The 19,536-nt window shown below is 57.8% G+C and carries 17 protein-coding genes and 2 pseudogenes; 3 read left to right on the top strand and 16 right to left on the bottom strand.

Annotated elements, in window-relative coordinates; all coding sequences use genetic code 11:
• Nucleotides 1-115, top strand: a pseudogene (locus PRI8871_RS19180) (IS5/IS1182 family transposase); the annotation flags it as partial.
• A gap of 62 nt (nt 116-177) precedes the next feature.
• Here PRI8871_RS19180 and PRI8871_RS19175 read toward each other — a convergent pair.
• The 5 genes from PRI8871_RS19175 to PRI8871_RS19155 all read right to left on the bottom strand — a co-directional run bounded on the left by PRI8871_RS19175 (nt 178) and on the right by PRI8871_RS19155 (nt 5,907).
• A complete protein-coding gene (locus PRI8871_RS19175; protein ID WP_245897992.1) occupies nt 178-1,569 on the bottom strand; it encodes a hypothetical protein in 1,392 nt (463 codons plus the stop codon).
• A gap of 280 nt (nt 1,570-1,849) precedes the next feature.
• Nucleotides 1,850-2,554, bottom strand: coding sequence for an alpha/beta hydrolase (locus tag PRI8871_RS19170; protein WP_108887781.1), 705 nt, complete (start codon nt 2,552-2,554; stop codon nt 1,850-1,852).
• A gap of 330 nt (nt 2,555-2,884) precedes the next feature.
• Complete coding sequence (locus tag PRI8871_RS19165) at nt 2,885-4,207, bottom strand: TRAP transporter large permease (RefSeq protein ID WP_009574124.1); 1,323 nt, start codon at nt 4,205-4,207, stop codon at nt 2,885-2,887.
• Nucleotides 4,204-4,794 carry a TRAP transporter small permease gene (locus PRI8871_RS19160; RefSeq protein ID WP_009574123.1) on the bottom strand — a complete coding sequence of 197 codons (591 nt, stop codon included), beginning with the start codon at nt 4,792-4,794 and terminating at the stop codon, nt 4,204-4,206. Before PRI8871_RS19160 ends, PRI8871_RS19165 begins: the two co-directional genes overlap by 4 nt.
• 60 nt (nt 4,795-4,854) lie before the next feature.
• The gene (locus tag PRI8871_RS19155) at nt 4,855-5,907 is read right to left on the bottom strand and encodes a TRAP transporter substrate-binding protein (protein ID WP_009574122.1); all 1,053 of its coding nucleotides are present in this window, start codon (nt 5,905-5,907) and stop codon (nt 4,855-4,857) included.
• Between the two features lie 296 nt (nt 5,908-6,203).
• Here PRI8871_RS19155 and PRI8871_RS19150 point away from each other — a divergent pair.
• Nucleotides 6,204-7,354 (top strand): annotated as a pseudogene (locus tag PRI8871_RS19150) (IS3 family transposase).
• Between the two features lie 477 nt (nt 7,355-7,831).
• The gene (locus tag PRI8871_RS19145) at nt 7,832-8,626 is read left to right on the top strand and encodes an IclR family transcriptional regulator domain-containing protein (protein ID WP_009574118.1); all 795 of its coding nucleotides are present in this window, start codon (nt 7,832-7,834) and stop codon (nt 8,624-8,626) included.
• An 840-nt stretch (nt 8,627-9,466) separates the two neighbouring features.
• Here PRI8871_RS19145 and virB11 read toward each other — a convergent pair.
• Genes virB11 through PRI8871_RS19090 form a run of 11 tightly spaced genes read right to left on the bottom strand, consistent with a single transcriptional unit; the run spans nt 9,467 to nt 19,497 of the window.
• Nucleotides 9,467-10,471, bottom strand: a complete 1,005-nt coding sequence (virB11, locus tag PRI8871_RS19140) for a P-type DNA transfer ATPase VirB11 (protein WP_009574117.1) — start codon at nt 10,469-10,471, stop codon at nt 9,467-9,469.
• Complete coding sequence (locus tag PRI8871_RS19135) at nt 10,471-11,895, bottom strand: TraB/TrbI/VirB10 family type IV secretion system protein (protein ID WP_009574116.1); 1,425 nt, start codon at nt 11,893-11,895, stop codon at nt 10,471-10,473. Before PRI8871_RS19135 ends, virB11 begins: the two co-directional genes overlap by 1 nt.
• Before the next feature lie 2 nt (nt 11,896-11,897).
• Entirely contained in the window at nt 11,898-12,620 is a 723-nt protein-coding gene (locus PRI8871_RS19130; RefSeq protein WP_108887780.1) for a TrbG/VirB9 family P-type conjugative transfer protein, read from the bottom strand.
• A gap of 5 nt (nt 12,621-12,625) precedes the next feature.
• On the bottom strand, nt 12,626-13,306 hold the full coding sequence (locus PRI8871_RS19125) for a VirB8 family type IV secretion system protein (protein WP_009574114.1): 681 nt from the start codon (nt 13,304-13,306) through the stop codon (nt 12,626-12,628).
• Between the two features lie 17 nt (nt 13,307-13,323).
• Complete coding sequence (locus tag PRI8871_RS19120) at nt 13,324-14,337, bottom strand: TrbL/VirB6 family protein (RefSeq protein ID WP_009574113.1); 1,014 nt, start codon at nt 14,335-14,337, stop codon at nt 13,324-13,326.
• Nucleotides 14,338-14,763 carry a hypothetical protein gene (locus PRI8871_RS19115; RefSeq protein ID WP_108887784.1) on the bottom strand — a complete coding sequence of 142 codons (426 nt, stop codon included), beginning with the start codon at nt 14,761-14,763 and terminating at the stop codon, nt 14,338-14,340.
• An 8-nt stretch (nt 14,764-14,771) separates the two neighbouring features.
• Nucleotides 14,772-15,539, bottom strand: coding sequence for a type IV secretion system protein (locus PRI8871_RS19110; protein WP_108887779.1), 768 nt, complete (start codon nt 15,537-15,539; stop codon nt 14,772-14,774).
• Nucleotides 15,536-16,648 carry a lytic transglycosylase domain-containing protein gene (locus PRI8871_RS19105; RefSeq protein ID WP_108887778.1) on the bottom strand — a complete coding sequence of 371 codons (1,113 nt, stop codon included), beginning with the start codon at nt 16,646-16,648 and terminating at the stop codon, nt 15,536-15,538. Before PRI8871_RS19105 ends, PRI8871_RS19110 begins: the two co-directional genes overlap by 4 nt.
• On the bottom strand, nt 16,645-16,854 hold the full coding sequence (locus PRI8871_RS19100) for a hypothetical protein (RefSeq protein WP_009574109.1): 210 nt from the start codon (nt 16,852-16,854) through the stop codon (nt 16,645-16,647). The genes PRI8871_RS19105 and PRI8871_RS19100 overlap by 4 nt, the downstream gene beginning before the upstream one ends.
• Nucleotides 16,851-19,229, bottom strand: coding sequence for a VirB4 family type IV secretion/conjugal transfer ATPase (locus PRI8871_RS19095; RefSeq protein WP_108887777.1), 2,379 nt, complete (start codon nt 19,227-19,229; stop codon nt 16,851-16,853). The genes PRI8871_RS19100 and PRI8871_RS19095 overlap by 4 nt, the downstream gene beginning before the upstream one ends.
• Complete coding sequence (locus tag PRI8871_RS19090; protein WP_009574107.1) at nt 19,219-19,497, bottom strand: VirB3 family type IV secretion system protein; 279 nt, start codon at nt 19,495-19,497, stop codon at nt 19,219-19,221. The genes PRI8871_RS19095 and PRI8871_RS19090 overlap by 11 nt, the downstream gene beginning before the upstream one ends.
• Between the last annotated feature and the right edge of the window lie 39 nt (nt 19,498-19,536).

Genomic DNA, 19,536 nt, shown 5'->3' with positions numbered 1-19,536 from the left:
GATCATGTTTGGCAGGCTGAAGGATTGGCGACGTGTGGCCACACGATACGACAGATGCCCCAAGGTCTTCCTCTCCGCAATCGCACTCGCCGCGCTGGTCATCTATTGGCTATGAGTCCTGACCCTAGTCCGACACTCTAGCAGCGGGTTGGTGGGAAGGCTGTTCATCCCATTAGCTCAGGTCATCGCGCCTGCGATCAAAAGTACTATCATTATTACCAAATAATAGCACACCACAAAGCTGCCGTTCCATTTCAGCCCAACCTCATGAGCGGGCTTGCCAGTCAAGGCCACGGCGATCGCCAATGGTGATGCAAATGGAGAAATGAGCATGGTACCAGACCAGCCACACATGACAGCTATCATCAATATCAGATCGGGCACATCAATTCCTGATGAGATTATTGCACCGGTACAAACCAACGCACTTACCATCGGCGATAAACCAAGTTGGCCAGCCGCTGTCATAAGAAGAATAACAATGCATCCCACTGCCCCAGGACTAATTGAAACACTCTCAAACAGCTTTCGAAGATGATCGACTGGTAGTATTTCAACAACAGTAAAACCAAGAAAGGCACTGGCCCCAATCAGGCAAATTTCACTGGTGGAATCCGGGAGCGCTTTGAAACCTTCGCGGGCGAGGGATGTCAGGCTATTAGAGAAGGGTTGCCTTTCAGTTAGTAGCACCCAAAGGACCGCTACTAAGGGAATAACAATTAGAATTGCCGCACGTAATGGAATTCCGATCAGCGCCTCCGAAACAGCCGATAACCCCGTGATAGAGAGAACTAATCCGAGAAGCGCGACCATCGCCAAACCAGCGCCTTCATGAGTCGGTGGTACAAATGTAGGGTGAACCGTGTTTTCCAGGCGATCAAAGATCCAACCTAGGACGAAGAATATCACAGTTAGACCGAGACCATATGGCAGATAGGAAATGTAATCGATGCTCGGCATCATTGGGATGAGCATGTTGATCGCGAGGCCCATAGGCGACCAAAGAATCGTCGCTCCGAATCCGCGGAGTACTGCATTTGTAATTCTCTGGCCCTGTACTTCTCCAATATCGTGCGTTGGCGCGAGACGGTTACGCTGCGACAACGCAATCGTTAACAGAAGCTGGATACCACCAAGGTTCAGCAAGATGCCAAAGATATGACTTCCGCTTGCCAAAAGCGCAAACCTCCGTGAAGGTGACTGGGTGACCAGGAAGTGCGCAGCGGTGCTAACGATTTTCGAACGTGTCGCAGCCACCCGCAGAATCGCCATGACGGTCAGCAGCGCTGGAAGGTAGAGCGCGCGGCTCGCAGCAAGGGCAAGGCTTTCCACCTCGCCCCCGGCAAGAATCAATAACAACCCAGATAGGATGGCGAGTAGGAACATAATTTTGGAGTTCGATCGCACGGAATGCCAGCACAATAGAATGTGAGACACGATCAACACCATCGCAGCTCCTGCAAACAAGTGATTTTCACTTAACAAATCTGCGAGAGTGAAAACGGTTCCACCGAGCAGCAGAATGGATGAGGCTCTAGATAGCCATCTTTGGCGAGCAACCATCTGCATTGTTTTCACGTACCTCACAACAACAATTCGGAGGAAAATCTCCACCCTAGAATGTTAGCCGAATGAATTTGGCACTCCTCCAGAGCATTCACACGCTGAAAACGAAATTTGCGATTCTATAACTGATACTGACTGCCCCCACAAAAGATCGGGATCTTGCGCGGAAGCGGTAGCCCATCAATTACATCGCTAGCCCGCAAACTGTGCCATCTATAATATGAGATTTCTGCGGTACATCTGAGCAAATCTAAATGTATGTGATGAATCGGTTTAGGGCGCCTTAAGGAGTGGATAGTACGGCAGCAAGTGATTCATCTGGTTCGGTCAGCATTGCCAGATGACTACCTTTGACTTTAATTACATTCGCCTTGCGCGTAAGCGCCAAAGGCAGAAAACGAGTCATAGGCGAAACTATTCCCCATTTGGTGCAAAGTATATAAGACTGCGAAACTAGACCGATGTCAGGCGAAACACTAACTGGCTCAAAAAACGTACGCCAAGGCTGCAAGCACGTCCGCGGCTCTACAAATTCAAGTACTGTTGGATCGTTAACGCCGAAAGCCTTCATAGAAATGGGAGGAATTTTTTGGTCTGCGCCTCGTGCCGTATCGTACAATTCCCGTTTATCGATATCTATCATATCTACCAGCGACATACCGTTATCAGGCATAAATGCATCGAAAAATATTAGAGATCTAATTTTTTCAGGGATTCTGGAGTGCACCCCGGAGATAACCATACCTCCGTAGCTCCACCCCAATAGATCAACATTGTCTAGCCCTTCCATTTGAATGTGCGAAACTACATCCTCAATATGAAGGGTCAGATCGGCAGAATTGGAATTAGTATGACAGCGCTCACCTAGACCGGTTAGTGTTGGGGTAGTGACGATACACCCCTGCATACGCAGTCGCTCAGCCAGATCGCGCCAAACCCAGCCACCAAACCAGGCTCCCGGCACCAAAACAAAGGTACGTTTAGGCATAATTCCTCCTTTGGTATTCCAAATTCCTCGAAAACGGCTAAGGCATCGTTCGAGTCGATCATCTTTCAACTTTTCATTGCCGAAGGTCGTACGCCGCTACCTAGCAAAGTTAGGCAACGGCAGGATGCCTGAATTTTTGCGAAGTAACCTAAGCTGCTACTCAACATCGACTTCGGATTTTGTATGGAGCCCACAAAGTAATGTGGGCTCCATACTCCGGCTAACCTGTTAATCTCCGAATTTTCATTCACTTCACTGCTCTGCGAGATTAAGTGCGACTTAGGCGGAAGAAGACTAAGTTGAGAAAGGCGAAGTCTATCCCGCCAACGGTCAGTAAAGCATTCGCAAAAGCACCAATGTAATTGAGGGGAACATTACCAATATCGCAGTCCTAATCAAATCGGACAAAATGAAAGGCACGACACCTCTAAACGTAGCAGAAAGAGGCGTTTCCTTTGCCATAGAATTGATAACGAAAAGGTTCATACCGACCGGTGGTGTAATTAACCCCACCTCCACTACGATAAGAACAATGATCCCAAACCAGAGTGCAAACTCCTCAGCTCCCAGCCCATAATCAAGCGCAGAGACTATGGGGAAAAAAATTGGGATCGTAAGTAAAATCATAGACAGAGAATCCATGACGCACCCCAAAACTAAGTAGACCAACAGAATCAAGACCAAGACTGCCCACGGGTTCAGCCCTAGCTCTACTACCCAATTCGCAAGTTCGACAGGAACTTGGCTCAAAGCTAAAAAGCCATTGTAGATACTTGCGCCAAAAACGATGAAGAAAATCATGGCTGTTGCGGATGCTGTTGACAGCAGACACGACACAAGTGTCTTCCAAGTTAGCCCGCCATTGATCAAAGCCAGAAGACCAGTTCCTGCGGCACCAACGGCAGCTCCCTCGGTCGGTGTAAACCAACCGGAGTAGATTCCTCCTACTACTGCAAGAAAAATCACTACTACCGGCCAAACCTCAATCAGCGATCGAAATCTTTCTGAATAGGGAGCTCTCTCCCTCGATCCGGCAGTTTCGGGGAATAGTCTAACATAGATTGAAATTGCGATCATATATCCTAAAGCAGCGAGGAGCCCAGGAATAAACGCCACAACAAATAGCTTTGCAATATTCTGTTCCGTCAGAATGGCATAGATAACAAGAACAAACGACGGAGGAATCAAAATCCCAAGCGTCCCGCCGGCGGCCAGAGTGCCTGTAGCCAATTGTCCAGAATACCCGTGCCGGCGCAGTTCCGGTAGAGCGACCTGGCTCATTGTAGCAGCCGTGGCCAAGGAAGAACCACAAATCGAACCGAAACCAGCGCAAGCGCCAATAGCGGCCATAGCAACGCCGCCTCTTTTGTGCCCTACCCATTTTTCGGCTGAGTTAAACAGCGCCTGCGACATTCCGCCCAAAGTTGCAAACTGGCCCATAAGCAAGAACAACGGCACGATAGACAGCGAATAGCTTGAAAATGTTGAGTAAGTCTCATTTTTCATTTTCGACAAGATGGGCAACCAACTGTCAGTGACTAGATACGAGCCGAGCACTCCGGCAACCAACATCGACAGACCGATGGGAATACGGAGAAAGATTAGGACAAGAAGGGCAGGAAACGACCAAATTCCTATTTCAAGAACACTCAATGGACCGCTCCCGAGCCAGAAATGATGTTTGTCTTGGTTGAAGCCTCTACGGCTCTTGCGAATACAAGATATGCCGCAACGACACACGCGAGAACCAAAACAATGAAACAAGCCAAGTAGGGCCACCAAACAGGCATCTCGAGGATGAAAGTTGTATCGCCATATTCGAATTTATTTGCCATTCCGTCCCACAGTTTCCAAGTCATCACAGCCAGCGCCATCGCCATCAGCGCTTCAGAAATCAGATTGATCCAACGATTTACATCAATGGGAAGCATATTCGTAAAAAGATCGACGGTCGCATGTCCTCGCTGCATTTGGCACCAAGGAAGAAACGCACATACAGCTATTGCTACACCAGCCTCAACCAATTCAAAGTCACCTTTGATTGGACCTAGGCCTAGGCCAATCATTGCCCGACCCGCAATAGACGCACATGTCAAAATGGTGATGCCAATCAATACAAGACCACCAAATATTGCCGCAGCTTTTGATAGCTGCTCAAAGAACCTATATGTCGCCAATTCTGGCCCTCCCAACAGGAATTTTATTTTTAGCGCCGCGCTCAATGCATGGAACCGTTTCATTCATCGCTTCAAGGGCCAGGCACTTCGACGCACCTGACCCCTAGATATTTTTTTCGCGCTTTATTTTTGCTCAGCAGAATACTTCGCTATGAGCTTTTCTGCCTCTTCAATCAAAGCGGAGCCGTCAAAACCGCGCTCGTCCATGTCAGCAGCCCATTTGTCGTAGACAGGTTGCGCAGCATCTCTCCAGATTTTTGACTGTTCTTCATCCAGAACTACGATACTGTTCCCCATCTCTCGAGCAATTTCGCGGCTTGGTGACGCGTAGGCTTCTTGAGTAACTCCAGCCCAGGCAGAGAATTCAAAGCCCGAATTGTCGTCGATCACTTTCTTCAAATCGTCAGGAAGACCATCATAGGTTGCATTATTCATGGCGAACACAAACGTGGCAGTGTAGAGAGCGTTTCCTGTGAACTCCGTGTGATTGTGAACAAGTTCTGGAACTTTCAAACTTAGAACTACCTCCCAAGGTAGAGTCGCTGCATCAATCACGCCCTTCGACAAAGATTCAGGAACGGCCGGAACTGGCATTCCTACCGGCGTTGCGCCCAGTTCTTCGAGAAGCATGTTGACCGTGCGAGACGCACCGCGAATCTTCATCCCCCTCAGATCTTCCAAGTTCACGATGGGCTTGGACGAATGAAAGGATCCCGGTCCATGAGTCCAAACGCCCAGGACATGCATATCCTTAAACTCTTCGTCCTTCATTTCGTTTTCGAACATCTCGTAGAAGGCGCGAGATCCAACTTCGGCGTTCGGGAGAATGAAGGGTAGTTCAAAAACTTCGGTGCGCGGGAAACGACCAGGGGTATAGCCGATTACAGTCCAAATGATATCAACTGCGCCGTCTGTGACTTGCTCGATCAATTCAGGAGGCCTGCCTCCGAGTTGCATTGAAGGATACCGTTCAATTTTGATGCGGCCGCCGGAATCGCGCTCCACATTGTCGGCCCATACGTCCAAGACATTCTTGGGCACGTGAGCCTGGGCAGGCAAAAACTGATGTAGTTTCAGAGTAAACTCTTGTGCCGTCGCGACGGTGCCGACTGTCAACGTCCCAACTACTCCCACAAAAGCTGCAAATACAGCTTTCTTTAGCGAAATCTTCCTCATGCGTCCTCCACGGTTTTTTCGCACCAAGCACCCAGTCCTTTATTTGGGCAACTTTAGTCCCCTCCGTACGTTCGATAAGCGAACGACGTTCTATTAGCGAACCATATTGACTGGAGCCGCGCTTGTCAACGCTCCGCGTGGGGCAAGAGCGAGCCTTAATGAAGACCTGGTTCAAGTGTGGTTGCATTGCCCTGGGTTCTAACAGTCGTCGATATTCACTCATGCTTCTGTCCGGCACTGGATCTGAGTGAGGTGGTCCCTGAAAACCGGACACACTGCTAAGCTTGCCGCCAACGATGACGAGGAAGAACAGCGTGGCTGACAAACGAAAGAATTACGGCGCCGAGTTTAAGGCGAAGGTGGCGCTCGAGGCCATCCGTGGCGAGCTGACGGTCGCCGAGCTGGTGGCAAAGCATGGCGTGCATCAGACCTTGATCAACACCTGGAAGCGGCAGGCGCTCGAGGGCATGTCCGGGATTTTCTCGGGCAAAGCCGAGGCGAAGGCCGCCGAGAAGGACGGCGAGATCGAGAAGTTGCACGCCAAAATCGGCCAGCTCGTTGTGGAACGGGATTTTTTAGCGAAAGCCTCCGGGCGGTGAGCATGGCCCGGAGGCGAAAGATGATCGATCCGTGGCACCTCGTGCTGTCGATCACCCGGCAATGCGCTCTGGTCAGGATCAGCCGGTCGGCATGGTATGGCCCGGGCAGGACGGAGACGCCGCTGAACCTGGCGCTGATGAAGTTGATCGATGCCCAGTTCATGGAGACGCCGTTCTATGGCAACCGTCAGATGGCAAGGCACCTGCGTAAGCAGGGCTATTGCGTCGGGCGCAAGCGCGTCCGGCGGCTGATGGCGCGGATGGGCCTGCGGGCCGTCTACCAGAAGCCAAAGACGACGGTGCCGCATCCGGAGCACCGCAAGTATCCGTATCTGCTCAGGGACCTGGTGATCACACGCCCCAACCACGTCTGGTGTGCCGATATAACATAAATCCCGATGCGGCGCGGCTTTCTCTATCTGGTCGCGATCATGGACTGGGGCACGCGCAGGGTTCTGTCCTGGCGGTTGTCGAACACGATGGATACCGAGTTCTGCATCGAGGCGCTGGAGGATGCGCTCAGGCTGCATGGCAGGCCCGAGATCTTCAACACGGACCAGGGCAGCCAGTTCACCAGTCCGCGCTTCACGCAGATCCTGCACGACGCGACGGTGAAAGTCTCCATGGACGGCCGAGGTCGTTGGATGGACAACGTCATGATCGAACGGCTATGGCGGTCATTGAAGTACGAATGCGTCTATCTGAACGCATTCGAAACCGGGTCGGCAGCCCGGACAGGCATCGGCAAGTGGATCGACTTCTACAACACCGAGCGCCCGCATTCCGCGCTCGGCGGCAGAACACCGGTCGAGGCCCATCAGGGCCCTGACCTCCAGGCGGCGGCATGATCAACAGGCAAGCTTAGCAGCGCCGCAAAACTGTCCGGGAAATAGGGACCATCTCACCCCCCACTGGTTCAAGAGCCTTGCAGATGCAGGTAAAATGCTGGAGAATTGGCGTAGACACTAAAGCGACGACAGACTGCATTGCGAAATCGGATGCAACGCCCCGAACTTATTGCACTTTCCCGACGGCGCAACCAGCCCATCATCGCGAACAAACCCCGAAAACTCCAGCCTCGGGTGGTCCAGAGTTGGCGTGCAGAGCAACGGCTACATTGCGCTTGGCATGCCCCTCACTGGAGTCATATGATAAGTCCTTACGGGGAAGAGTAACCTCGGCGATCAACCAATTGGTGCAATCGAACTGTGCCTATGAACAAAAATAGAGATCAGCATCAACCGGTAATCAATGGGTTTCTTACTTTAGCCCCGCATTCGGAATAGTGGTTTGATCACACCAAAACAGCAGGTAAACAATTTCCAATGACAGATGGCGCAAACTTTAAGAAGCCTGCACCTTCGAAAGCTCGCGCCCCAGAAGGCATGGCAGGCTTGGCCAAGGGCTTAACAATTATCGAGGCTTTCGGGTCGAATCACGAGCACCTCACAGTCGCCAGTGCAGCAGAGTTGGCGGGTCTGTCACGGGCGAGCGCTAGGCGCTGCCTGCTCACACTTGCTGATGCTGGATACCTCTTTCGACAGGGGTCCAAATATAGACCAACTCCAAGAATGCTTCGCCTCGGCGCAGCCTACTATGAGTCAGCCTCATTGCCCCAATTGGCGGAGGCACATCTTGAGGCTGCTCGGGACGAATTGAACGAATCAATTTCGCTAGCAATTTTCGAGGAAGGTTACGCGGTATTTGTCGCTCGTGCTGAAGCTGAAAGAATAGTTTCCAGCCTCGCCAAATTAGGTGGACGTCTGCCAGCATACGCTTCCGCCACAGGGCGCGTCCTCTTAGCGGCACAGTCAAATGAAATTCTAACCAAATACTTGAACAAAAATAAGCTCCAAAAGCTTACGCCAGTAACAATAACTAATAAAGATCAGCTTTCCGAGAGAATCAAAAAGGTCAAGAACGTTGGCTTCGAAATCACCGTCAATGAACTTGAAGAGGGAATGGTCTCTATGGCTGTACCAGTTCTAGACAACCAAGGAAACGTAGTCGCAGCTATGAGCATGAGCGCCTCCAGCGCGAGGATCAGCACGCAAAAGTTACAGGAAGAGTACCTACCAACTCTGCAAATGCACGCCAGTAGACTTTCTCAGTCACTCTAACAGGAAACTAAGCAACTCTTTACAAGAACCGAGATGCCCCTAGTTTTCTATACACCTGCTTAGTTCAGTTCTGCTGCTTGATGTCGAAATCAATGGGCGGCAGTATTCCGTTGCTCGTGTGCGTTCGTTTTAGTTCATGAAATACTTGATGTTGTCTAACATGTAACGACTTGCTTCATCGCGTGTTTGATATACTCGTCGCCTGATCCGCTCTCGTCTCAAAGATTGGAAAAAACTCTCGACCACTATGTTGTAATAGCTGTTTCCAGGTCGGCTCATGCGCGGGTCTAGGCTGCGCTGGTACAAGAACGTCTGTCACTTCCGGCTTGTGAATTGCGGGCCTTGCTCCGAGCCTACCGAGGCTTCACCGTTTGGCTTACACCGCTATACGGCCATCAATAGAGCCTGCAGAGCCAGTTCAGTGTTCTTTCACACACAACAGGCGTCCCAGCGAACCACACGGCGTGAGAACAGGTCATTGACGACGCACATGTACAGCAAGCCTTCATAAGTCATGATCTAGGTAATATCGGTAACCCAAAGCTAATCGGGTTGAGGTGCGTACCGCCACCCAAACGTCGCGAGGTCTCAATTCCCGAATACCCGCACTGTAATCTGATGCATCGCATCCCGCTTAAACTTGTGCTGAAACTTTTGGTCCCCATGTCGCCTACCTTGCCTTAAAATTTGGCTGCGAAGCCTCTAATAATCTAAAGGCTCCTCAATTCGTCCTTTCAAATCGTGAACCTTTTCAGGCAATACACCTTAACAACTCTTACTAATGTTCCTAAATTACGGGAACACCTGTGCCTGTCATAGACGAAATAGGGTATTTTCGCTCTACGCTCGCTCTGTCGGAACGTCTCGCGATCCAGGCAGATAGAACTCCGTAATCCCCCGCCTCCCCTCGACCCGCCCGAGCTGGACGATTACATCGATGGACTTCCGGATATATTCCCGCACCTCGGCAAAGGTCAGCGGCGTCCCAGCCTGCAGCACCATGATCGCCAACCGGTCGATGGCGAGCTCTGCGGTTTCCGCGTGGATGGTGGAAACCGATCCGCCATGGCCCGTGTTGATCGCTTCGAGATAGGTCAGGGCCTCGGCGCCGCGCAGCTCGCCAACGATGATGCGGTCGGGGCGCATGCGGAGGGAGGCTTGAAGGAGGGCGTTGGCGCTGCGTTGCGACCCGGCACCGCGGTCGGCCAGGAGGGCGACGGTGTTGGGTTGGCCGGGGAAGAGCTCGAAGGCGTCCTCGATGGTGATCAGCCGCTCGTGCTCGCTCACATGGGTCAGGAGGTGCCGAGCAAAGGTTGTCTTGCCGGTCGAGGTGCCGCCGCTGATCAGGACGTTGAGCCGTGCCTCGACCAGGGTCTGTAGGGCAGCCTCGAGGTTCTCTTCGGCAAGACTGGCAATGTTCTTCATCTTCTCGGCGCGGAGCGCGTCGAGCGAGACGGCTTTGCCGAAGAGATAGGTGGGCGCGTAGTCCCGGACGTTGCCCGCGGCGAAGAGACGGATGGTGATCGAGGCCCCGCGATCGATGGCGGGCGGCACGGCGACCTGGACCCGGAGGGGCCGGCCTGCATATTCCACCTTGCCGGACACGAGCGGGTTCTTTTCAGAGACGCGGGCCTTGGCGTCGCCGACGATGGTCTGGGCCATGTTGAGGGCTGTGGTGCGATCCACGGTCTGACCTTCGTGGCGCATGGTGGCGTCGCCTGCGACCTCGAGCCAGACCTTGCCGTCCGGATTGATAGCGATTTCGACAACGTCGTCGCGCTTCAGGAGGTCGCGGAACGGGTCGAGATAGCGTTCGAGGTATGAGGCTGGTGATGCCTGCTCCATCAGTAAATCACCACATCCCTGTCCACGAGCACGGTGACCGAGGCCCCCTGATCGACATAGATCGTCGGTGCGATCGAAACCTGGTCGGCAATGACCGATCCGACGGCATCCTGAAGGTCGCTGCCGACATCGCCAAGGACGATGCTTGTGGTTTCGTTGTTAGCACTCTCCGCCGCCACGGCCGGTGCCGCCCCGATCACGGAAATCAGCGCCGCACCGCCGAAGCGCTCGGCGAACTTGGTGTCGACGAGGCCAGTAAGCCCCGAGCGACCGAGTTGATCTCCGCCCACGGCGGCGATTTCCATCGAGGTGCCGTCCGGTGTCAGGACACGGGTCCAAAGGATCAGGATGCGCTTCTGGTGCATCTCGATCCCGGAGCGGTATTGGCCAAAAAGGCGGGAGCCCCGGGGGATCAGGATCCGGTCCCCGGAAAACGCCGGGACCGGCTCGGAGACGACCGCGACCACGGAGCCAGGCAGATCGCTATTGATGGCGGTCTGAAGCGCGGCCTGGATGACGGACCCTTGGGTCAGGGTGCGCTCAGGATGGGTGAGACGCGCGGCCTCCTGCACTTCGAGCGGCCGCGCACTTTGCAGGAACTGCTCATTGCCCGAGCGGACCGGCCCGCCAGTGCCAGCGGCAGCAGGATCGGCAACCGCCGCGCCACTTTGGCCACCTCGTGGACCATCGGCGTAGACCACGGCAGGGGATTTGATCTGCGCGGTCAGAAGCTCCTCGGCAACCCGCTCGGCCTCGCGCAGGCGCTGCTCCTCTTCCTGACGGCGGCGTTCTTCGAGAAGGCGCTGATCGGCGATCAGCCCCTCTCGGTCGAGCTCGGCCTCGAGCCCCTCGCGCTGCGCGCGTTCGGCATCGAGCATGGCCTGCAAACCTTCGATGCGAGTCTCGGTCTGACGCTGCAGGTTGGCAAGCTCGGCCTCTTTCTCCACAATAAGTGCTTCAAGCGCCGCCTTCTGTTCGTCGAAGGCCTCGCGCAGGTCCGCAACGGCGGACTGGATTTCCGAGTTGCGCGCAGCCTGGCTGGCGGCGAGGGCCTCGCGCAGCTTGGCAATCTCGGCCAGCACCGCGGCGCTCGGTTCCGGGGCAGGGGCCGCAGGCACATCAAGCGCTTCCTCGACGGCGATCAGCGCCTCATTGACCCGTTGCTCGGTTTCGTCAGGCGGAAACTCCAGCCGCCCGCCGGTGCCGGGGCGGCGGTCCTGAAAGGTCTCGACATCGGAGGTCTCAAGCGCGCTGTCGCCTTCCTGCAGACCAGTGGCCAGGAAATACGCCACCCCGGCTCCGCCGAGGGCAAGAGCAGCGGCGAGCGCGCCGACCCCGAGGCTGTTGCCGCGGCGTTTGGATTTGCCGCGCTGGCTGAACTGGTCAAGGCGGTCCTGAAGATCGGGAGGAGTTTGATCGGCCATGGTCAGTTGCTCACGTAGATCGCGCTCTCGTCGCGCCAGGCACAAATTGCCTCGCCGCCGATGCGCAGTGTCCAGTAGGTGTTCACCCCGAGCACCCGGACCGTGTTTCCCTGTTGGGTCCAGTTCACCGTGCGCTCGCGGCCCTGGTCATCTGCCTTGAAGAGGGCGGGCTGGCGGCCATTCTCCGGGAAGACAAAATACGTGTAGCGCCCGTCGTCGTAGATATGGCTGGGGCGGAAATCCCCCTCGCCCGAGACGCGGTAGTTATAGTTGCGCGGTGCCTCGAAGCCTTTGGGCTGGGTTGCACCCGCCGCGCGGCGTTCCTCGTCGGGGTAGCGGAAGCGCACCTCGAAGAACATGCCGGTGCGGTTCGGAATCGAGCCCTCGCGCAGATGGAAGGAATAGGTGCGGCGGTTTGTGATGACCGTCATGTTGGTGGAGGCATTGGCCACATGCGGTTTGATGGTCAGCACATTGCCAAGCTCGGGGATTGGATCGACCTGGAAGCTTTCGGTGTCGCCGACAATCACTGCTTCAAACCGCTCGCCCGCCTCGAAATGGATCGTGGTCGAATGCCGAAGATCGGTCTCGATCCGGTAGACTTGGTTTTCATTGTAGACAGCAGTGCGGATGCGGATATCGAGCGGACCGCCTTGCGGCGTGGCCTCGGCGAATGCTGCAACGGGCATGGCAAGCGCCAGGAGGAGCGCGGGCAGGGATTTCATCTTGGTCAGTTCTCCAGGGTCTCGGCGTCGACGCGGTAGGAGGTCACCACGAAGCCCAAGGGGTTGGCCCAGACATCCTGAAGGCGCTGGCGGGTTTCGGGTTGGAAGTCATAGCCGACAGTGGCGACATAGGACCGGGTGACGGTGCGGGTGTCGCGGGGACGGCGCAGCGTGCGGGTAAAGCGGACCTGGGCCACGCCGCGCTCGATCTGGTTGACCGACTTGATCACCACCTCGATCTTGGCGTCGCGGCCATAGACGGTGATCGGGTAGTCCTCGTTGGTGGAGGACCAGAGATCGCGCAATGTGCGAGCGGCGTCGCCATCCGAGCGGTCGAGCACCGAGTTGATGCGTTGCTCGCCATCGGTCAGGTCATAGGTCTCTCGATCGTCGACATAGGCCACGAGATTGGCCTGGATGATGGCGTCGCTCTCGGAAAGGGTCAGCGCCTGGACGGCGGCGACCCGATCCATCTCGCCGGTTTCCTTGTCCACAACGACCACGAAGGTCTCGGTCGTTTTGAGGGGAAAAAGGCTCGCGCCCGCGACCATGCCGGCCACGCCGGCCAAAACGCCGGCCGCCGCGACGAACCAGGCAAAGCGTTCGCGCCGTCTTGGCCCGTAGATGAAATCCGCCTCGAAAGCATCGCGATCGGGCGCGGGGGAACTGGTCACAAGCTTCTTCAAGTCAATCGTCTTTCACATCAGGGTTTGCGGAAGGCCTTGGCGGCTGAGAGAAGCGCGCCGGGGCTTTGCCGGATCATCTCGCCGGTCTTCACCACACCCGCGTTCGCCATCTGGTTCAGCTCATGGGGAGACTTGCCGGTGACGAGGCGCGAGGTTGCGCCCGTGCCGTACTGGCGTGTGTTTACAAAGCCCTGACGTGCAAGCCCGGTCAGGCCCACGGCATTGGACGCAATGCCCACGACGCCTGTGAGGTTGGAGGCGATGTAGGGGACCGAGGCCATGATCCCGGCGCTGAGGATCAGGATCACGAGGAAGGGCAGGATGAGGCTGACGGTTTCGACGTCACCGGGATCGGCGGAGGCGTCCCCGATGGCCTCGGCGATCGCCACGATGATGCCCGCGGCCCCGGCGGCCGCGACCGGCATGAGCGCATAGCCGATGGTGGCGCGGGTCCAGGCCTCGAAGAGGGACTGGGTCGGCTTGAAGAGCGAGGTCACGATCATGAAGGGGGCGATGACGATCATCAGCGCGAAGACGATGCGGGCGAAGGCGATGATCCCGGCGGTGACGGCGGCAAAGACGGCTGAAAGGACGAAGAAGATTGCGCCCAAGACTGCGCCGAAGACCCAGCCCGCGCGGTCGCCGATCGTATCGCCATAGGCGGTGATGCGGGCAACCATGTTGTCGAGGCTTTCATAGACCCCGGCCTCGTCGCCCGAGCCGGTGAGCGCCAGGATCGAGGCACCGACGGAGTCCGGAACCCGCGTGACGATGTCATAGATGACGCTGAAATTGTCCCAGCTTTGCGCGAATATCCCCACCAGTGCCACCTTCATCCCGAAGGCAAAGCCGGTGCCGAAGGGCAGGGGGCGGAGTTGCATGACCGCATTGATTCCGAGGAGCACGACAAGGAGTGCGGCCCCGGCGGAGATCACGTCGCCGACGGCACCCGCCGAGGAGACAAAGCCGTCCTGCGCCACGGTATCCACCGCGGCGTCGACCTGGCTCAGGATGTCGCGAATAACGCCCATCTACTCGGCACAGGCCTCCACGACTTGCGCCTCGAGCGCATCGGCCTGAGCGTAGAGATCGAGTACCTTGAAAGGCAGGCGCGGATTGTCCGAGGTCTGGAACCGGGGCAGGGCGTCAAGCGCCTGATCCCAGGTGAACTGATCCAGCAGGCAGGTGCAGGTTTCCGAGGCGAGGGCTTCTTCAGCAACAAGGATGCGCAGGATCGCGCGGTAGCCGTTGCGCAGATAGGCGGTCTCGGCCAGATCGGCGGGCGGTTTTGGAATGCGGCAATTGTCCTCTGCTTCCCGCGCGATGGCCATCGAGCTGAAGGGTGTTTCACCGGATGGCTGCGTGGTCGGGGTTTGGGCCAACGCAACACTGGGTGTGGCACTCATGACAAGTGCTGCGAGACCAAGAGACCGGATTGGCGCCAACCTGCGGGTCATGGACATTCTCATGGATCCACCGCCATCGAGCGGAACTTGCGCTCATCCGCGAGGGTTGCGGCATCGACGACGCCGAGCTGGCCGGCGCTCACGCCTTGCGCTGCTTCCAGCCGCCAGATCTGGGTTAGAATGATGCCGAGCTCGGCGGTGACACGAGTGTTCAGATCGACGGCGGCTTTCAGCCCGTCCTGATCGTCGATGAGCCCGACCATTGTCTCGAGCCGTTCGAGGCTCTGGCCTGCCTCTTCATGGCTTTCTTGCGCTGCGACCGACAGCATGGCACTGGCCCCGGCTGAGGTGGCGATGCGGTTGTCGGCGGGCTGGTCGGAGCCTGAGAGCGTGCTCAGGCGCTCCGAGGTAAAGCCACTGCCCGACAGCACCCGTTCGACCGAGGCCGACAGTTCCGCGCCGGGATTGAAGCCGCTCAGGAAATCGCCGCTCGCCAGCGATTGCGCGGTATTGAGCGGGGCCACCAGTTTGCCACGCAGCGCGCGGAATTCTTCGACCGTGGCGAAGAGTTCTCCGAGCCCGCTGCTTTCAATGAGCGAGGTCAGTTGCGCCTCGAGGTTCGTCAGCTGCGACAGCTGGGTTTCCAGTTCCAGCCGCATGGTCGCGAGCTGCTGCATCTGGACATTCAGGTCCTCGGCCATGTGCTCGAGCTGGGCCACGAACTGCTGCAATGCCGAGCCGTCAAAGGTTGGGACGCCTTGGGCAGCAGCGGGCGAAGCGAGCCCGAGTGTTGTGACCGCCGCGGCGGTCAGGAGAAGGTGTCTCATTCGGGAACTCCCATCTGCATGAAGTCGCGCTCGGCCAGCCGGTCGGCCACGAGGTGCTGCGCATAGGCCGCCTCGCGCTGCTGGTTGGCGGCCATAAGCCGGACGCGGAGGTTGAGGATGCGGCCGATCTCGGCCTTGGCGTAGGTGTTAAGCTCCCAAGCCGCCTTGGCATTGGGCTGCGCATCGATCTGCAAGATGATCGCGCGCAACCGGTTGATGACCTGTTCGGTGGTGGCGGAGCTGTCGGCGGCGTAATAGACGCCGGCCTCGGAGATGCTGGCATATTCGGCGAGCGCAAAGTCTGAAGGTGAGAGCGTGCCAAGCACATCGGCACCGCCCACCACGGCGAGATACTCGTTGTAGAACTTCGAGATATTGCGCACGTAGCCTTGCGTTTCGGCAAAGGGTGGCACGCCGCCATATTCGATGACCCGGCCCGGGCCTGCGTTATAGGCTGCAAGCGCGTGCGGGATATTGCCGAACCGATTGAGCTGGGTGGTGATATAACGTGCGCCGCCGCGCAGGTTGTCTTTCACGTCATAGCGGTCGACTCCAAGATCGGAGGCGGTGCCGGGCATGAGCTGGGTCAAGCCATAGGCCCCGACCGGGCTTTCGGCGGCGACGTTGAAGCGGCTTTCCTGTTTGATCAGGGCCTGGAAGAGGCAGCGCCACTGGGTGGCCGAGAGCCCGGCACGGGCCACACCGGGGGCGCCTGCGAATTCGCCCGCGACCTCGACGATCATCATCTCGACGGTCTCACGGCCTTCGCCGAAGAGGCGGCTGTTCATCGGGCTCGGATCGGTGTTCGGATAGACCGCCGCCACCCCGAAATCCGCATTGCCCTCGAGCGCGCGGATATCGAAACCGGGACCAGTGATCGCTGCCGTCATCTCTTCGAGAACGCGCAACTGGTCGGCCTGGACATCGGCGAGCGTGGACTCGGTCCGATCCTTGTCCTGCTGGACGCCCAGATCTTCGACCAGCGCCGTCACCCGCGCGATGGCGCGACCGATCCCGGAATTGTCCTGTGTCGGCACTCCCTGGGCATGTGCGGGCAGGGCGCCGAGGCCAAGGCAAAGCCCGGCGGATATGATCGAGGCGCGGCTCATTCCGGACGGGGCAGGGGCTCGAAGGTGCAGTCGGGTTTGGCCGTCTCCTGAGCCGGTGCGCCCATGGTCGAGAAGGAAAGCGCGGACCGCGTCACCTGCGGCTCGCCATTGCGTCCGAAGCAGGGCGAGGTTTTCTCGGTGTATTTCTCGCAAGCCGACAGCAGGCTTGCGGCGGCGCAAAGCACGAGGAGAGGTTTCAAACTCATATCACATGTCTCCAGAAATCGGGATTGGCGCGCCAATCGGCGGGCACACGCGCCTCGCCTGTGGCGCCGCCGCCAAGGATGGGAAGGAGGTTGCCCAAGGCGGAGAGGTCGGCGTCGACGAAGACGCTGTCGCCCGCCGAGCGGACAAGGGCGATGCGCTGGCCAATGGTGGGCTGGACGAGGAGCGCGGCCTCCTTGGCGTTCACGCGCAGGAAATCGTAATCGGAGACAGCAGCACGATCGTTCGGGAAGAGGATCTGCGTCGGCACCGTCTCGACGATGGTTTTGCCGACGCGGCTGTCGCGCAGTTGGCTCGGATATTGCGTCATCATGATCACGACGCAGTTCATCTTGCGAAGCGTAACCAGCCAGTTTTCCAGCCGCGCCCCGAAATAGGTATCGTCCAAGAGCTTCCAGGCCTCGTCGAGCACGATGATGGTGGGGCGGCGATCCTCGACCACGCGTTCGATCTGGCGGAAGATGTAGGAGAGCACCGCCATGCGCTCGGTGGTCATGTCGAGGATCTCGGTCATATCAAACCCAACGATGTCGCCCGTGAGCTTGAGGCCTGCGCCGCGCTCGGGCTCGTCAAAGACCCAGCCATAGCGCCCACCTGGCGCCCATTCGGCGACGCGGGATTGCAACTCGCCGTCGTCATCGAGCGACTTGAACAGGGTCTCGAAACTGACAAAGCGCTGCAAGGTCGCGCCCGCATCGGCGTTCTGGCCGACGGCGCTCTGGATATGGCGAGATTGCTCGCCCGAGAGGGTTCCATTGCGTGTGAGAAGGGTCGCGAGCCAGTCCGAGAGCCAGGCTCGGCCGCGCTCGTCGGTCTCCGTAGCGAGTGGGTTGAGCCCCGTGGGCACCCCGGCACGGATTTCGTTGTACCGTCCACCAAGGGCGCGGACGGCCATCTCAAGCCCGCGATCCTTATCGAAGAAAAAGAGCCGCGCGCCGACCCGCTGCGCTTGTGCTGCGAGGAAAGCAGTGGTCAGTGTCTTGCCGGTGCCAGTGCGCCCCAGCACAAGGGTATGGCCAACGGTCGGTTCCTTGCCAGGGCTGCCCGCCTCGTGGAAATTGAACCGATAGCCCGAGGTGCCAACCGTCGGCAGGACCGAGATGGTCTGGCCCCAGGGTGACTGGTCCGGCCCACGCCCCTCGACGCTGCCGTGCAGGGCCGCGAAATCCGCGAAGTTGATCGAGGAAATCGGCGTCTTCCGCGCCCGGTAGCCGAAATTGCCGGGCGACTGCGCAAAATACGTGGCTTTCAGCGCCATGTTCTCGCGCACGATCACCGACATGATCTCCTGGCCAACGCGTTTGATCTGGGCGGCGGCGCGTTCGAGCGTGTCGCGGTCCGGGGCGTAGACCGCGATGGAGAGGTGATGGTCGCCAAAGGCGATGCGGCCCGCTTCCTGGTCGTCGGCTGCTTGCCCGAGCTGTTCGCGCAAGGAGACGGCCGCATCGTCGGAGGCGTGCATCTGGCGGATGATGCGCTGGATGCGTTCGGCCATGATGTTGTTCGGGATCGGGCTGAAGGAGTTCGTCAGCACGATGTCGAGCGGCAGGTCGAGCGCGTCGAGCAGCGTGACGTCGGTCAGCGCCGGATAGGACTTCATTGAGAAGAGCGCGCCGTATTTGACCTGACCGGTCACGACGTCGGTCAGGGTGACGACATCGCCATCAAAGGTCGCGCGACAGTTGCTCAGGGTATGCGAGAGGGGCAGGGCGCTCTGCCCGAAGGCGATGGGGGAGAAGCTGCCTGCGTTCAGCGTATTGAGATAGCCCAGCCATTCACCGTCCGACTTCGTGAGCCTGACTGGATTGGCCGAGGCAAGCGCCACCTCGAAGAAGCCCATGACCTCGTTCAGCTCCTGCAGGCGTGTCGCGCGATCCTTGACCCAGGCCTTGCGGGCCAGAGCGCGCAGAAGCGGGATGCGCGCGGAGATGTCCGGGCGCCGGATGACGCTGAGATAGAGCTGGCGCTTGGCGGGGCGGAGGTCTTTGACATGGGCCCGCCAGCGCGCGTCGATCGCGGCTGCGAAACTGTCTCCCTCGATGGGGCGCATCCCGAGATCCTGCGGCACGGAGATCCGGTGGATGTAGAAACCGAAGGCGTTGCCGGTCTGGGCGACGATGGCGGCGACCGCGCGCTTCAGCGCATCAAGCCGGGCGTCTTCGCTAGTCATCGGGTTCAGACCATCAAGGCGCAGGGTCGCCAAGAGGTCGCCCTCGCGCAGCACCATCACATCGTCATCCGCGAGCGCGAAATACGGCAAGTGCTCCGCGAGATAGCTCTCCCGCGCGAACTCCGCGCCACCCGCTTTAAGGAGAGCAGTTCCGTGAGTGGAAAGTGTGCCCGCATCAAGCGCCAAAGCTGTCGCCTCCGTGCAGGGCCCGGTTCTTCGTCGGGCGCACTGATCCAAAGGAGACGCGCAGCACTTCGAAGAAATGCGGCTCACGGTCGGCGACGAACCAGAGGATCGGATAGGCGACAAGGCCGATCAGGAAAAACACCATCGACTTGGTCCAGATGAACGGCAGAACGACCCCGGTCGCCAGCACCACCAGGTATCCGACAGGGAGACCCAGATACTTGGGCGGTCGGGCGAGGCCCAGAAAGAGGGGGGATCGTTCTGCCAACTAGATGCTTTCCCGCTTAGCTGAAATGAAGAATCCGTA

Source organism: Pseudoprimorskyibacter insulae (assembly GCF_900302505.1).
Lineage (GTDB): Bacteria > Pseudomonadota > Alphaproteobacteria > Rhodobacterales > Rhodobacteraceae > Pseudoprimorskyibacter > Pseudoprimorskyibacter insulae.
Note: the sequence above shows the minus strand (reverse complement) of the source record. Positions and strands in the feature narration are given on the sequence as shown.

What these genes read in the sequence shown, in the direction of transcription:
- PRI8871_RS19175 (WP_245897992.1), bottom strand. Translation starts at nt 1,569, where the DNA reads ATGCAGATGGTTGCTCGCCAAAGATGGCTATCTAGAGCCTCATCCATT.
- PRI8871_RS19170 (WP_108887781.1), bottom strand. Translation starts at nt 2,554, where the DNA reads ATGCCTAAACGTACCTTTGTTTTGGTGCCGGGAGCCTGGTTTGGTGGC.
- PRI8871_RS19160 (WP_009574123.1), bottom strand. Translation starts at nt 4,794, where the DNA reads ATGAAACGGTTCCATGCATTGAGCGCGGCGCTAAAAATAAAATTCCTG.
- PRI8871_RS19155 (WP_009574122.1), bottom strand. Translation starts at nt 5,907, where the DNA reads ATGAGGAAGATTTCGCTAAAGAAAGCTGTATTTGCAGCTTTTGTGGGA.
- PRI8871_RS19145 (WP_009574118.1), top strand. Translation starts at nt 7,832, where the DNA reads ATGACAGATGGCGCAAACTTTAAGAAGCCTGCACCTTCGAAAGCTCGC.
- virB11 (WP_009574117.1), bottom strand. Translation starts at nt 10,471, where the DNA reads ATGGAGCAGGCATCACCAGCCTCATACCTCGAACGCTATCTCGACCCG.
- PRI8871_RS19135 (WP_009574116.1), bottom strand. Translation starts at nt 11,895, where the DNA reads ATGGCCGATCAAACTCCTCCCGATCTTCAGGACCGCCTTGACCAGTTC.
- PRI8871_RS19130 (WP_108887780.1), bottom strand. Translation starts at nt 12,620, where the DNA reads ATGAAATCCCTGCCCGCGCTCCTCCTGGCGCTTGCCATGCCCGTTGCA.
- PRI8871_RS19120 (WP_009574113.1), bottom strand. Translation starts at nt 14,337, where the DNA reads ATGGGCGTTATTCGCGACATCCTGAGCCAGGTCGACGCCGCGGTGGAT.
- PRI8871_RS19115 (WP_108887784.1), bottom strand. Translation starts at nt 14,763, where the DNA reads ATGACCCGCAGGTTGGCGCCAATCCGGTCTCTTGGTCTCGCAGCACTT.
- PRI8871_RS19110 (WP_108887779.1), bottom strand. Translation starts at nt 15,539, where the DNA reads ATGAGACACCTTCTCCTGACCGCCGCGGCGGTCACAACACTCGGGCTC.
- PRI8871_RS19105 (WP_108887778.1), bottom strand. Translation starts at nt 16,648, where the DNA reads ATGAGCCGCGCCTCGATCATATCCGCCGGGCTTTGCCTTGGCCTCGGC.
- PRI8871_RS19100 (WP_009574109.1), bottom strand. Translation starts at nt 16,854, where the DNA reads ATGAGTTTGAAACCTCTCCTCGTGCTTTGCGCCGCCGCAAGCCTGCTG.